Origin of the sequence: Lysinibacillus irui, from assembly GCF_028877475.1 — a bacterium.
In the GTDB taxonomy this organism is placed as follows: Bacteria; Bacillota; Bacilli; order Bacillales_A; family Planococcaceae; genus Lysinibacillus; species Lysinibacillus irui.
In genome coordinates, this window is the sequence record NZ_CP113527.1 from 569,271 (window position 1) to 584,793 (window position 15,523).

6 protein-coding genes are annotated in these 15,523 nt (G+C 37.3%); 4 read left to right on the plus strand and 2 right to left on the minus strand.

All coding sequences use genetic code 11. The features are described 5' to 3' along the window. The first annotated feature begins 18 nt into the window (after positions 1-18). From OU989_RS02760 to OU989_RS02770, 3 genes are all read left to right on the plus strand, one after another. On the plus strand, positions 19-3,513 hold the full coding sequence (locus OU989_RS02760; RefSeq protein ID WP_274795589.1) for an S-layer homology domain-containing protein: 3,495 nt from the start codon (positions 19-21) through the stop codon (positions 3,511-3,513). A gap of 668 nt (positions 3,514-4,181) precedes the next feature. Continuing rightward, on the plus strand, positions 4,182-6,071 hold the full coding sequence (locus tag OU989_RS02765) for a copper amine oxidase N-terminal domain-containing protein (protein WP_274795590.1): 1,890 nt from the start codon (positions 4,182-4,184) through the stop codon (positions 6,069-6,071). A gap of 68 nt (positions 6,072-6,139) precedes the next feature. Next, positions 6,140-8,632, plus strand: a complete 2,493-nt coding sequence (locus tag OU989_RS02770; RefSeq protein ID WP_274795591.1) for an S-layer homology domain-containing protein — start codon at positions 6,140-6,142, stop codon at positions 8,630-8,632. A 400-nt stretch (positions 8,633-9,032) separates the two neighbouring features. Here the strand turns inward: OU989_RS02770 and OU989_RS02775 are convergent, their stop codons facing one another. Continuing rightward, on the minus strand, positions 9,033-10,295 hold the full coding sequence (locus tag OU989_RS02775) for an HlyD family secretion protein (RefSeq protein ID WP_274795592.1): 1,263 nt from the start codon (positions 10,293-10,295) through the stop codon (positions 9,033-9,035). Further along, positions 10,292-10,969, minus strand: coding sequence for a hypothetical protein (locus OU989_RS02780; protein WP_274795593.1), 678 nt, complete (start codon positions 10,967-10,969; stop codon positions 10,292-10,294). The genes OU989_RS02775 and OU989_RS02780 overlap by 4 nt, the downstream gene beginning before the upstream one ends. Before the next feature lie 469 nt (positions 10,970-11,438). On the opposite strand from OU989_RS02780, the gene OU989_RS02785 reads away from it, so the two are divergent. Further along, a complete protein-coding gene (locus tag OU989_RS02785) occupies positions 11,439-15,437 on the plus strand; it encodes a cell wall-binding protein (RefSeq protein WP_274795594.1) in 3,999 nt (1,332 codons plus the stop codon). The last annotated feature ends 86 nt before the right edge of the window (positions 15,438-15,523 follow it).

Consider the following 15,523-nt stretch of genomic DNA (forward strand, 5'->3'; position numbering starts at 1 on the left):
TTAGGGAGGAATACATTAATGGCAAAGCAAAACAAAGGCCGTAAGTTCTTCGCGGCATCAGCAACAGCTGCATTAGTTGCATCAGCAATCGTACCTGTAGCATCAGCTGCGCAAGTAAACGACTATAACAAAATCTCTGGATACGCTAAAGAAGCAGTTCAATCTTTAGTTGACAAAGGCGTAATCCAAGGTGATACTAACGGGAACTTCAACCCACTTAACACTGTAACTCGTGCACAAGCTGCAGAAATCTTCACGAAAGCTCTAGAATTAGAAGCTGACGGCGAAGTAAACTTCAAAGACGTTAAAGCTGGCGCTTGGTACTACAACTCAATCGCTGCTGTTGTAGCTAACGGTATCTTCGAAGGTGTAAGTGCAACTGAATTCGCACCAAACAAATCTTTAACTCGTTCTGAAGCTGCTAAAGTTCTTGTAGATGCTTTCGGTTTAGAAGGTAGCGAAAGCCTAGGCCAATTCGCTGACGCTTCTCAAGTTAAACCTTGGGCTAAATCTGCTCTAGAAACAGCTGTAGCTAACGGAATCTTCACTGGTTCTGAAGAAAACGGTAAATTAAACTTAAAACCAAACGCAGCAATCACTCGTCAAGACTTCGCAGTAGTATTCGCTCGTACTCTTGATCTAGTTGACGCTGAAACTCCAGTTGACGCTTCAATCAAAGCTATCAACAGCACAACTGTTGAAGTAACTTTCGATGAAGAAGTTGATACTGATAACGTAACTGCTGGTAACTTCAAAATCGATGGTTTAGAAGTTAAAAATGCAGCTATTAAACAAACAAATAAAAAAGTTGTTGTTTTAACTACTGCTACTCAAACTGCTGATAAAGAATACGTTCTTTCTTATAAAGACGAAGAAATCGGCAAATTCAAAGGTATTGCTGCTGTAATCCCAACAGCAATCAAAATGGTAACTCCATCTGTACAAGGTACAATTGGTAAAGAAGCAACTGTATCTGCACAAGTTACAGTTCCAGAAGGTCAATCTAAAGCTGGTATCCCTGTAACATTCAACATTGCAGCTGATACAAACAACCAATTAAACCAAAAAATCGAAGTTGTAGCTTACACTAATGAAGAGGGTATTGCATCTTACTCTTACACTCGTTACTACAAGTACAACGACCAAGTAACTGCTTATGCTTCAGAAAAATCTTCAGTATATGCATCTGCTAAAGTATACTGGGCTGAAGGCTTAACTATTACTGAAGCAACAACTGGAAACGATTTAGCAAACGGTGCTAAAAAAGTTTACAAAATTAAAACTGATAAATACAACACTCAATATGTTGGTACATCAAACACAGTTGATTACAACTATGTAAACGTTGCTTTCAAAGAAAACGTTGATGTAGCTCCAGACAAATTAGTTCGTGATGTAGAAGTTATCGATACTGGCGTATCAACTAATGCTAAGTACCCATCACAAGTTACAACTGGTGGTGTAAATGTTGTTCGTGTTAAAGTGAACAGCAATGGTGAAGCTACATTCACTCTAACTGGTTCTAATGCTTCAGTTACTCCAATCGTATTCGTTGATGAGTCTAAAAATCTAGTTGGTAAATATACTGAAACAGCTCTTCAAGCAGCTGCTCCAACAGTTAAATTTGCTCTTAGCCATACACTAGGTTTAACAGTAAAAGCTGAAGGTGAGCAAAATGCTGCAGCATATAACTCAACTCCAACTTCTAAAACTAACGCTGGTGGACGTAATTATGTAGCTACACTTACTGATAAAGAAGGTAAAATTGCTCCTGAAGGAAGCACTGTTTATGTAACATTTGAAGATGGTAACTTAAGTAAAGATAAATCTGTTACTGTATTAGTTACTGATAAAGATGGTAATGTAACTTCACATGCTGCTACAATTGGTGCAAGAATCCCTGTAAAAGTTGTAGGTACTAAAGGTGAAGCGAAATTCCGTGTTGTTGGTCAAAAAGATGCTTACGCTAAACCAACTGTATACGTTGAAAACGGAACAGATTCTACAAAACTAGATAAAAATGATTTACAAACTGTTGCTGAAACTACTTATTTTGTAGATGCCAAAGTTGCTAATGCTACATTAAAAGTTAAAAATGCGACTTCTGATAAAGAAGTAACTTCATTATCAACTGCAAATGCTGCAGTATTTGAGTATCAATCAGTAGATCAAAATGGTTTCAACTACCATACTACTAACTCTAATTATGAAGTTTCTTACCAAGTAACTGCTCAATTCGCAGATGTTAAACTATTCGCAGATGCTGCACAAACAACTCCAGTTAACTTTACTGATGCAAGTGGTGCTCTAACTAACGTAGTTAAAGCTGGTACAACTGCAACAGTAAAAGTAAATGCAGTTTCTGGGCTTGCTAAACTATATGTAGCTTCTTTAGTTCCTTCTAATGTAACTGTGAATGCTTCTGCTTCTCAAGTAAGCTTACCAAACCAAAATGTTACTGTAAGCTTTACTTCATCATCTGAATTACCAGCTGTTCATACTGGTTATGTAACAGGACTTGATGAAAAGAAAGAAACAATTAAAATTGATGGATTTGATGCAGTTAGCTATGATGGTGGTTCATACTTCAATCATTTAAATCAACCACTTAATAAAACTGAATTTGTAACTGCTTTAAAATCAGTAAAAGCAAATGAAAAAGCTCAAATAACAGTTACAAAGCAAGCTGATGGCACATACAAATTTAATATTCTTAGCTTAACTGTAGTTAAAACGCCAGAAGAACAATTAGCTGAGGCAAAAACAGCATTAGAAGCAAAAAAACAACAAGCTAACAAATTAGTATCATCTAATTACACAGCGGCTTCTTGGAAAGCATATACAGATGCTAAAGCTTTAGCGGATGCAATGCCTGAAAGTAACTTAACTGAAGTACAAGCAAAAACAACAGCTATTGATGCAGCTATCAATTTATTGGTAACAATTTCTTCAGAACAAGAAGCTGAAGCTGCTGCTAACAAAAAATTAGCTGATGCAATCAATGCTGCTTCAACAAAAAAAGAAGAAGATTATAAAGCATCAACTTGGACAGCTTTAACTACTGCAAAAGCTATGCAAGAAACAACAGTTAATCAAAAAATTGCAAAAGCTGATGCAATTAATGCTGCTATAGCTGGACTTGTTGCAAAAGCAATGCCTGTAGTTGCTGTAAATGTTGATGAATCTAATATTACAACTGGTGAATTAAAACTTACATTTACTGAAACAAATGAAACAATTGAATTAGGTTCAATTCTAAACAGTGCATCAACTACTGCAGGTGAAACAGTTGCTGTAACTGGTGCTGGCACTAATGTATTAGTACTTACTGTTAAAGACGCTACTACTAACCCAGTAAATCTTGGGACTGCAAAAGATGGAAAATACTCATTTGATGCAACTATTACAGTAACTGGTGCTAATGCTGGTGAATATAAAGCTCAAGATGTTAAATTAACAATTGAATTTGATACAAATTCAAATAAATGGGTTGCAAAATTAGTAAATAAATAAGCCTTTAAATTTATAAACTAATGACCAAATTAATATAAAAGCCTTGTAGAATTTTCTACAGGGCTTTTATTTTTTCAAATACGAGTAATATTTCTTATAATTAAGGTTTTATAGAGATTTTTATGGAAGATACTCATTTGATATTAATAACAATGGAAAGTGAACTACCTAGTTTCGTTATACTTTCAAAATGATTCGTTTTGGTTATATATATAAATTTCACTGAAAGACAATTAATAAAAATTATAAGAATTACTTTGATGTAAAAATTTAATTATTTATACACAGTTCGATCTGGTAATAAATACCTATGCAATGATATGATGTCACAGTAGAAAGAGTCCTTTTGAAAAGTATTTAAAAGAAGTGTAACTTTTTTTGAAAAAAAAGAGTCTACTTAACTACATAGGTGTACTTATTGAATAGTTAAGATAAAGAGTTAATTTATTGGTTTTTTAAAAAGAGCAAGTTCAAATTTATAATGATGAAGTTTAATAGAAAATGTTCATAGTATTTTGTAATATCTTTTGACTGATATAAAGCTTTTGAAGGAGGGAGGTTAGCACTCTAGTACCGTATTCTACTCTTTTCGATAAAAATCCCACATTTTAGGGGTTTTTCATGTTAAGATGATAAAGACTATTGAATGTGAAAAAAAGGAGATTAGTATGTTTAAGAAACTAAGAACTACCTGTATTGTATCGGCAGTTGCTTTGGCTACGATTTTGCCTGGACAAGCTTCTGCAGCTACTAGTAATAATGGAATTCAAATAAAAAACAATGTTTCTATTACGATTAATGGAGAAACGATTCATGTGTATGATCCTATTTTAAATAAGTCGGATTTTTTACTATTACCAATGCGTGCATTATATGAAGCGGTTGGTGCAAGCGTGGATTGGGATAAGGAAACGTTGACGGCATCGGCTATTCGTAATGGTAAAACAGTCGATTTAACGATTGATTCGATGAAGGCTTTAGTAGATGGACAAGAGGTTGCGATGGATGTTGCGCCATTTATGTATAAGGACCGCACTTACATGCCATTACGTTTCGTCAGCGAAAACTTTGATGGTATTGTTAATTGGGATGAGGCTACACAATCAGTAGATATTACATTATCCGATGAAACAACAGCACCACCGCAGGAAGACCCATATATCTTACATATCAATAACAAGCGTATTGTGATGAAAGATCCAATTGTTACGAAGGATGGAAGAACATACTTACCTGCCAGTTATATTTATGATTATTTAGATGATTCATCGGGCACATGGCAACCGGATGGTTCCTTTGAATTGTTAGTTGGTGGGATGAGCTTTATTTTCAATGATAATAGCAATCAAGCTTTGATTAACAATGAAGCTGTGACAATGATCGAAAAGCCATTTGTACAAAAAGGCAAAATGTATGTTCCTGCTAAGTTTCTTGTCGATGCATTAGGCGGAAATTTACGCTATATCACGGATAAAAAAGAAATGTATATTTACGTTTATCGATATATGTTCACAAGTCCTTTCCTTGAAAAATCATATGGCTCTACGTCATCTCCAGACGTTGTTCCTTCTGCTCGTTTAGAAGGGGATCGTGATTTATTTATTAGTGATAATCCAGAAACGCTAACACGTAAGCTCGTGCCACTGAATAATGCAACGCTTGCACAATATGATGTGAAACCAACAGCAGCAACGAATAAGCATCGTGTCTTTGGCTGGCATTACAACACGTTAGGTACGGATGTCAATCTCGGTATTACGGTTCAAAACAAGTCTACGACAGAGAGCATTAAAGTGACTGACTCGAAAGGCATTAGCCAAAAAACAGGTAATAGCTGGGTAGGGCATGACCTTGGCTTGACGATTGCGGATGCTGTGTTAAATAACAAGCTTCAAAAATCGGAGAGCAGTGGTATTGTTATTGCACCAGGGGAAACAAAGGTCATTGAAACATATGATTTACACTATGATTATATCATTGGCTTCTTACATGATTTAGATATTCAAGCAGTCAATGGTGGCAAACCAGAGTATACGATTCGTACAGTGCTTACAAAGGATAATAGTGATTTAACGACTATCCAATCTGAGCAGGTAGCCATTGATGAGTATGCTAAACATCCAAGAGGTGCGTGGCCAAGCGCTACGATTCTAGCAGAACTACCAGCCTATACAGTAGATTCTCCTGAGGTAGGCTATAACATTTCTAACGGTCGTACGGACAATTTACAAACGGCTGAAAATTCACTATCCCAAATTAATGGGTCGGTAGGAAATCCAGGTCATTTCGGTATGAACTACAAGGTTTCCATCCCTGTAGTCAATCCAACAGGCTCTACAAAAACGATTAAGCTGAAACTAGCTGGTCGAGGCGGCTTATACAGTGGTGCTATTAAAGTAAATGGCACGGTGTATTTAGTGCCTTCGTTAAGAGTAGGGACAGAGTATGTTGAATTACCAGATTTCAAAATGAAGGGTTCAAAAGATACGATTGAATTAGAACTGATGCATGCTGGTGGGGTTAATCTTCCAGTTGCTATCTATGTGGAAACAAAATAAAAAAGTCACTGGCACGGGTCATGTGACATGAGATCGTGCCATACTTTGGAAATATTCGGAGTGAAAAAATGGCAAGAAAATTAGTAACAACAGTTGTCGTCCTTTTCGTGCTTATGCTGGCAGTTAGTCCTATCAATGGACAAGCTGCTGGTTTAGGCAATAAAGTCAGTGAAGTGAAAAAAGAAGTTTCACCACAAGTAACACATATACAGCAAAGTTATACTTCAAGTTCTTTACGTCAGTTTGTAAATGTTTTAGATGTCAATTTAAATAATACATATACGAAACTAGAAATTGGTATGCCTAATCCTATTAATTCATTAAAAACAACATCAGCGATGGCGAAGCAAAATACATATGATGGACATCGCGTTGTTGGTGCAGTCAATGCTTCTTACTTTTTAGGAAATGGTATGCCTGCGAACTTGTTAGCGGAAAATAATGAAATTGTGAACTATGGTATTTTAGGAGATACGTATGATAGTCCAACACAAAAGCCAGTTGCTTTTGGTTTATCTAAATCAGGGAAGGCTATTGCAGACTATTATTCTACAAATCTTTCTTTCCAGGTGAATGGAAAAAGCTATCCTATTGATCTCATTAATAGTGAACGTGGAACAAATAAAAACGTTCTATATACACCTGAAAAAAGATCAACAGGTTCGAATACATGGGGTGTAGAACTTGTAGTATCTGGTGCAAGCCAAGATACAAGCGTCTTACATTTTGGCGATCAATTCTCAGGCACAGTGTCACATGTAACAACTTATGGAGTAGAGGGTAATTCGTCTATACCAGCAGATGGCTTTGTTATTTCAGTTCAAAATAAAGAATTAGCTACTGAATTAAGCAAGATCACAGCAGGTACTAGTGTGGATGTTAGTTTATCGATTGATCCAAAATGGATGGATGCACAATTCATTTTAGCTGCTGGTCCAATGCTTGTGCGTAACGGCAAGGTTGATATTTCAATGCCAACGAATTCTGGCTTTGCTTCAACACGAAGCCCACGTACGGCAGTAGCAGTGGATGCAACAGGTACAAAGGTATCTCTTGTGACAATTGATGGTCGCATTAGCGGTCATAGTAATGGTGTTAATTTATCAGATTTAGCATCTCATTTAATTTCAATGGGTGCATCTTCAGCTATTAACTTAGATGGAGGCGGCTCTACAGCGATGGTGGTGCGTAATCCAGGAGGTTATTTCGCCAATCTAGTGAACAGACCGTCAGAGGATAGTGAACGTCGTGTATCAGCCATTTTACAGGTTGTTAATACCGCGCCACCAGGCAAAGCAAAATCGATTACGTTAAGTAATGTTGGTCAAGTAATGAAAGGTTCTTCTGTAGAGATGCAGGTTGCAAGTGCTTATGATCAATACTTGAATCCAATGACGATTAACCCAGCGAATATGAACTGGACAGTTGAAGGAAATATCGGCAAGATGGACGGTTCTACTTTTACCGCTACACAAAAAGGTGAAGGGAAGATTATTGGAGAGTATGAAGGGATTCGTACGTCCACACCTGTGAAAGTAGTAGACTTAGCAGAAAAACCTATTGTCTTAGATAGCTTCGATAATACGTCATCGTGGACAACAGAAGTGGCAAAAGCCAATGCTTCCTTAGCAAGCTCTAAAGAGTATGCTAGACAGGGAGCGGCTAGCTTACAGTTAAACTATGATTTCACAACAGCCGGCACAGGCACAAAAGCTGCCTATATGGTTGCTAAAGCACCAATTGCTATTTCAGGGCAGCCTAAAAACATTGGGGTCTGGGTATTTGGTGATGCAGGTAAGCATTGGCTAAGAGGTGTTGTGATTGATGGCGCTGGAGCTAAGCATACGATTGATTTCACAAGCCAGGGCGGTTTAGACTGGAGCGGCTGGAAATACGTGACGGCGGATATTCCAAGTGATCTAGCACAGCCATTAAAATTTGAACGTTTATATGTCGCTCAACCAACAGCTTCTCTTCAAAAGAAAGGTAAGCTATACTTCGATCAATTACAGGCGGTCTATAAAGACAATCACGAGGAATTAGTTTATACAGATGTAACAAAAGGGCATTGGGCATTTTCAGAAATCCAAAGCCTATACGATAAATCCCTTATTAAAGGGTACTCAAACGGAACATTTAAGCCAGAAGCATCTATTACACGTGCAGAGGCAGCTACAATCATTGCTAGAGCTTTAAATCTCTCAACGACGAAGGATTCAAGCTTTAAAGATGTAAGTAAAAGCCATTATGCCTACAGTGCCATTGCAGCAGTCGAGCAGGCTGGCATTATTAAAGGGCAAGAAGCAGGGAAGTTCAATCCAAACGGACAGCTTTCACGTGCAGAAATGGCAGCGATTTTAACAAGAGCGTACAAATTAACGGGAACAAGCAAGGTAAACTTCACAGATATTAAACCAACACACTGGGCGTACAGCAATATCCAAGCGCTTGTGGCGAATGATTTAACTGGAGGTTTCCCTGATAATACGTTTAGACCAGATGCACAAATTACGCGTGCTCAATTCGCAAGCTTCTTAAATAGATGCTTATCATTAAAATAAACATGAAGAATCCTCTGTAGTGGCTACAGAGGATTCTTTTTGTTGTTTAAAAAGGAATACTTGTTAAAGCGAAGGTTGATTTCCGTTCCGCCAGCGTCCTTTCCAGGGGGCGTCCGATGAGCCGCTTCACTCACTTACGTTCGCTCCAGGGTCTCATCTGTGACGCTAATCCCCTAGGAGTGACGCTGGCTCCACTCCAATCAACCATGTTGCATAGTGTCCTTTCTGCTATATGAATGGTCGTGAAAAAATCTATTATCACAAGAATAATAATGGGTAACCTTTCTAAAATGATAACACCTTTGCCGAACAGAAAGTGTTTTCATTGTTTACAAAAATTCTAGCAATTGATCGAACTAAAAAATCCGCCTAGCCCCAAAAAAGGCGAAGCGGATTTAGATTAGAAAACGATGTATTTCACATATTGTTTCCACGTTAAATCTTTAAAGTGGTTCCATTGTATTTTTTCAACGGGTAATGTGCGGAAGGTATAGGCTTCAATATTACGCTTCTCATTAGTGAGCATTGGCGTTCCTTCATCTACATAGTCCATAAAAATAGCTGACTTAGCAGTATTAAATTGTACATTGATATCGATCAGCTGAATTTTGCCATCCTGATTGATAATATACAGCTTTTTATTGCCCTTTTTAGTCGTTGCTAACCACGATTTATCGACCTTATAGGAATCGAACGCTTCATTGACAATAATAGAAGCCTTGCCCGTTGTTGAAAATGGGATGTCCTCTAAAGGAGCGTCTTGTTGTAGTTTGACTTCATAATTTGTTGGTTGTGGCAATGCTGCTGTTTTGGCTAGTTCATTTGCCCAAAATGTTTGATCATCTGTCGCAATCATTTGTTTTTCTAATACGACGCCAGATAATGCATCATCTTTAACATGCTTTACCTTAAAATCAACAGTTTGTCCTTCTTCAACCTTTTGCCATTCACTTTCGGATAAATAAGCATACATGGCTTTTTCATTTGAATAGATTTCAAACGTCAATGCACCAGCATCTTCTTTAATCGCTGACACAACACCATCGATTGGACTGACAATACCTTGACGGGACTGTATTTGTGTAATCTGTGCCTCAATTAGCGCAATTTGACGATTGGTTTCAGCAATATGTCGATTTAACAGGGCAACGGCTGTTGATGGTGAATTTTGCTGAGCAAGCTCTAATTTTAGCGTAACAGAAAGCTTATCATTCATTTGATCTGTATTAATCGAGCTTTTTGGATCGGAGCCATCGCCGTATTCATCCTCAATTTGATCAAGTGCATCCTGTAAATCGCTTAATTCAGTTTCATAGGCTGTACGTTCCGATTCAAGCTTTGTTAGCTCCTCGTCCACTTCATCCGTTTGATAGGTAGCAAGTAAATCATTCATCATGACTTTCTGGCCGCGCTTTACATTTACTGCTGATAAGCTTGTTGCATCAGCGGTAATAGTATATATTTCAGCAGGTGCTACAATCGTTTCCTTGTTAACACGTTCTTTATTTGTTCCGATGTGAGCCTTTTGAAACTCGTCGATAAAGTAGGATCGTGTCACGCTGCTATCATCCTTGAAGACGAAATAGGCATTGATGCCGATTACTAGCATCGCTAACACAATGGTCAAACTTGTCCATGGTCTTGCTTTAATCCATGCCATCATCCTAACCCCCTAGCAATCCATTCTTTAATTGGTAGAACACTTATCATGCCAACAAATAGAGCCATAAATAGCTGTATACCAATCAATTTGACTACTAACATCTTTCTGCTAGCTTCTTCCTCCCATTTGGACAGGAATAAATACTGCACAATAATGATTAAAACGGTTGTTACCGTCAATTGGTTAACAGTGAATAACACGAAATCTGTTTCAATCAGTTGTAAGGCAGCGGGAGCTAAAGAAAAGAACGAAAACATCGTTGTATAGCCTACAGCGTAGAAAACAGCAAAGAGGATTGCTTTTTCAATAAATAGAAAGACTACAACATAGAGCTGGACTCTTTTTATCCAAGTATAAGGAATGTCCGTTAATAAATGTAATAGATAAGTAACCCCATAATAATGGAAGCAAAAATAGATGGTCGCCCACAAAATGGCACCGAGCATTGACAGTATACGTGCTACAAAGTATTCATTTTGTAAATCCGAAGCGAATAAGGTCGTTAAATTTTCTGTCCCCATTCCCCAATATTCACGAGCAGCGAATAGCGCGATGAATAGGATAAACACCGTTAATGCGCGTTTTTTATATCCAGTGACTTCGCCTTCCTCTACGACGTTTGTAAAGTATGTAGGATTTTTTAAGCTATGCCAGAACTTATAGTGGTAAAACATAAACAGCGTCCTTTCTTCCAAATTAGGCTATCAAAGTTGTAGTATACACCTTGTAAAGACATTATGACATATGAAAATAGCTGTTTTTTTTCATGAATTTCATTGAAAAAAGCATATTTCGTCAGTGTATGTCGCTTGATGCAAAACACCACATCCATTATGTCTCGGCATAATATGTCCAGATTTTTTTCGAGCTTGTCGAAAAGTAACTTTCCAAAATCAGTGACATCTCCCGAAGACTTTTTCTTAATTCAGTAAATGGCTGAATCTACATAAATCTATTGTATAGTATAATTGAAATAACTTCCTGTTTTTCTAGCTAGTAATTTAGAAAAATTTCATTTAATGCTCAAAATTTTGTAAATGTAGTAGAATGGCTTGAAAACATTTGATTTACACCGATACTAAAGTCATGATTTCTAAATGGAAATGAGCACAATCATTTTTACTATACATAAACGATGAAAGGGTGGTTCGGTTGAATCGAAAATTGACAGCAGGTGTCTTAACAAGTCTATTATTAGCACCTACAGCTATAGCAAACGCACAAGAAAATAATCCCCAATCTCGCGTTACAACGCAATCAGAGCAGGTTGCCTATACGAATGAGGTAGCGGCTGCAACGACAAGAGAACAGCTTATTGCACAATTTGGTAAACTGTCGGAGAATTCGACAGAGGATGAAATGGTAATAGCAGCAGGAGATATAAAAGTAGTACAGAATTCGAATGAATCAGTTTTTAACGCCGAGGAGAAGGCATTTATTCAAGCAAAATATGATTATATAGTGGAGCAACGTCAATTATTAGCTAAACTTAAGACCATTGGAAGTCGAATAAGTACTATTTTATATTCCAGTAAGACATTTTTGGTGGATGTCGCAAATGCAAAGAATGAATACGACAAATTTTTAGGTAATGATTCAACAGACAAATCGTATTTATATGTGCAGGATCAATATAAAAAAGCAGTAGATGCAGCACTTCTAAATAGTGCTAGTGGTATTGCCACAACAATTCGTGGCACCTCCTTGCAATATGGTTACAAAGACGACGCACGTAATGCCTATTTTAAAAGCAAGGGAATGGATGTTGACAAGCTAAACAAGTTAATAGCAGACGCAACGACGGCAGAAGTAGTAGCTAAAGAATTAGTTCAATTGGTTGATTTATTGGAGAAGTCTCCGGATTATTCAACTATATTACCTGGAATGAATAGTTTTACGACAAATTATAATGGGCTAACAGCAGATCAAAAGAAAGTGGTTGAAGCGTATAATCCAAATGATAATACGGTCACACCTTTTAAAAAGTATAAGGATGCGTTGACAGGTTTGTCGGCTGTTGAAAAAGTGACTTCCAGCATTTCGCAGTTAAAAGCTAAGCAACCAATTGATTTCTCTTCAGCCTCAAGTTTTATTAATGCGGTGGCGGCTATAGAGAAATCCTACAACAGTCTTGATGCAGCCTCAAAACAAATAGTGAAAACAGAATACGATAGTATTACACAGTATCTTAAAGCGGCGGATATCTCCAAACGCATTTCAGCACTGCGTGTATCTAAAGAAGAGGCATATCGTACTGCAGTTACTGACCTAAAAAATGAATACGATCAATTAAAGGATGTTCAGGGGTATGTAAAAAACATAGCGGACTTGCAGGTGGCGCTTGCAAATGTTGCTTATGCAGTAGATATTGAAAAGAAAATTAAAGACATTGCTACTGTAACAGACAAGGAAAAGGTAACTGCCATTAAAGCGGCACGTGAAGCCTACAATAACCCTACAGGACCGAATATCAAAGCATCCGATGTCAAAAAAATCGTCAATAATTTAGCAGAGCTAACAATGTGGGAGAAAAACTTAAGTGCGGCATTAAAGGTAGATAAGTTAATCGATAATTTAGATCCAGCTGCAAAAACATTTGAAAGTAAAACGCTCGCTGCTTGGACTGCCTATAACAAGTTGAATGACAATGATAAAACATTAGTGCTGGGAGCTCCAAAGCTCACGTTGTTTAATCAATACGCTGATGTATCCAAAAAAATCAATACATTAAAGCCTACAGCTGACTATGGCATACAGCTTGCCGAATTAAAAAAACTAGTAGATCAATTAGATGCAACAGGTAGTGGTTATGAAGTACCTCTTACCAATTTAAAAACTCAGCTGGATGAAAAATTAAAGGCTTTGACTGATGAGGAAACCGCGGTACAGGCCGTTATAAAGGAAATTGGTCTGCTAGATAAAAATATAGCGATTGAAAAAATATTGACTGCACGAGCAAATTATGATGCGTTATCAGCAACAGCGAAAAAACGCGTGACAAATATTAAAGTGTTAACAGATTTAGAAAAATCCTATAAATCGGTTGTGAATGTCATTTCGCAATTTGAAAAACTGGATCCTTCCTCTAAAAGCTATATTTCTAAAGCGAAATCAGCTTTTACTGCTTATGCGAAGCTAGATGAGTCCAATAAAACGTTTGTCCAAAATTATAAAGATTTAAAAGATGTGATACCTGTGATTGATGTAATGGTTCAAATCAGTACATTAAGTCCATCTAAAAAAACATATAAAGATGATGTGGCAAAAGCTGATAAAGCGTTTAATAAATTGGGTGAAGCTCTTAAAGCAAAGGTAGTAAATAGCGAGGACCTTACAAAAGCACAGGGCTATATTGCGCTAGCAAAGGCATTTGATGACCGTGTCACAGCATTGTCGAATGAGGGTCCTGATACATTTGTGAAAAAGGTAGCCGAACTAGCAGCTGAATATAAAGCGATGGATAAAAATGCGCAGAAGCTTGTGGAGCAGGCCAAAACGTTAAGTGCGTATGAAAAAACCAATAAGGATGTCGTCAAGGTTATTCAAATGATTGATGCCTTAAATCCAACAAATAAGGATTATACAAAAAAGGTGCTGGATGCACGTAAAGCCTATAATGCGCTAGATCAAGTTTCCCAAAAACGTGTCACAAACTATGCCAGCCTCACTGCTGTTGAGGATGTTGCTTCATTAATTGGTTTGATTTCTTCATTAAAACCAACGAGTAAAACATTCTATCAGGATATGAAAACGGCTCGAGAAATTTATGATGCATTGCCTAAAGAAAAGCAGGAGGCAATTGTGAATTATGATGCACTAGTAGCAGCTGAAAATGAGCAAGGCTTAGCACAAAGCGTCATTGAGCTTATTAATTTAACTGAGGAACAGAATGCGGAGTATTTAACGAAGCTAATGAATGCGCGTGTAGCCTATGATAAGTTGTCCTCTAACCAAAAGAAATTAGTGACGAATATTAAAGATTTAACAACACGTGAGAAGGCGGTTAAACCGATCTTAAGTGTGATGGTGCAAATTAATGAATTAGATCCTGAATCGAAAAGCTTTGTAAGTAAGGTAAACTCTGCACGCAAAGCGTATGATAAATTATCAAAGGATCAAAAGAAATACATTGATAATATTGATGTCCTTTTAAAATATGAGCCTGTTTCCAATGTCATGGAATTGATTAGTAAGCTAAAAGCTTCAAGTAATACATTCCTTCAGGATACATCACGAGCGCGTTCACTTTATGATGCATTGCCTGCCGATATGAAGCAATATGTAACAAACTACTACTTATTACAAGCGGCAGAAACGAGCATTTTAGGTGCTGGTAATGTGATGCAAATGATTGAAGACTTACCATCTGTTGAGCCAAAGCAATATGTGAAACGTGTACAGGAAATTCGTGCTGCCTATAATGCTTTACCAAAGGATCAGCAACGAGCTGTACAAAATTACAGAGTGTTACAGGATCAAGAGAAGCTAATTAAGCCTGTCATTAGTGTGGTGGAGGATATTGACAGACTCCTAACAGCTAAGGATATGAATAGTCAATATCAAAAGATTTTAAAAGCCTACGACAAGCTCAATGCTGATCAACGACGCTATGTTTATAACGACCAGCTATTGCTTTCATTAGACAACGTTATCAAGGTTTATAATAATATTGCTAAATTGAATCCAAAGGACAAGTATTATTTCGGTATGGTTGAAGCGGTGCGTAAAGAGTATGACAGCTTGAATACTACGGATAAACAGCGCATCTCCAATTATGCTATCCTTTTAGAGGCAGAGAAAAGTATGGCTGATGTCAAGAAGGTTGTAGAGTTAATAGCGGGACTTACACCAAGCTCACCTACGTATATAGAAGATGTGGCAAATGCTGTAGCTGCTTATAAAGCGCTGGATTCTAAAATGAGAGGACAAGTCATTAATGAGGATGTCTTAAAGCAGGCAGAAAAAGATGTGGCTTCTGTTCTTAAAGTGGTTCAAGCTATTGGCAGTATTGATCCAGATAGCTCATCATTTGAGAAAAAAGTATTAGCTGCACAAAAGGATTACAGTGCATTGTCGATTGAGCAACAGGGGTTAGTGTATAACTACCGCATTCTTGAAGAATATCTTAAAATGATTGAATAGTTTTTAATAAAAAGGAGTTTTCCCAATGCATATTACGGGAAAACTCCTTTTATAATGAGAAAATGATGACTCCATTGATTATTTTC

Excerpts from the sequence above, each read along its gene's own strand:
- OU989_RS02775 (WP_274795592.1), bottom strand. The coding sequence starts at position 10,295 with ATGATGGCATGGATTAAAGCAAGACCATGGACAAGTTTGACCATTGTG.
- OU989_RS02780 (WP_274795593.1), bottom strand. The coding sequence starts at position 10,969 with ATGTTTTACCACTATAAGTTCTGGCATAGCTTAAAAAATCCTACATAC.
- OU989_RS02760 (WP_274795589.1), top strand. The coding sequence starts at position 19 with ATGGCAAAGCAAAACAAAGGCCGTAAGTTCTTCGCGGCATCAGCAACA.
- OU989_RS02770 (WP_274795591.1), top strand. The coding sequence starts at position 6,140 with ATGGCAAGAAAATTAGTAACAACAGTTGTCGTCCTTTTCGTGCTTATG.
- OU989_RS02765 (WP_274795590.1), top strand. The coding sequence starts at position 4,182 with ATGTTTAAGAAACTAAGAACTACCTGTATTGTATCGGCAGTTGCTTTG.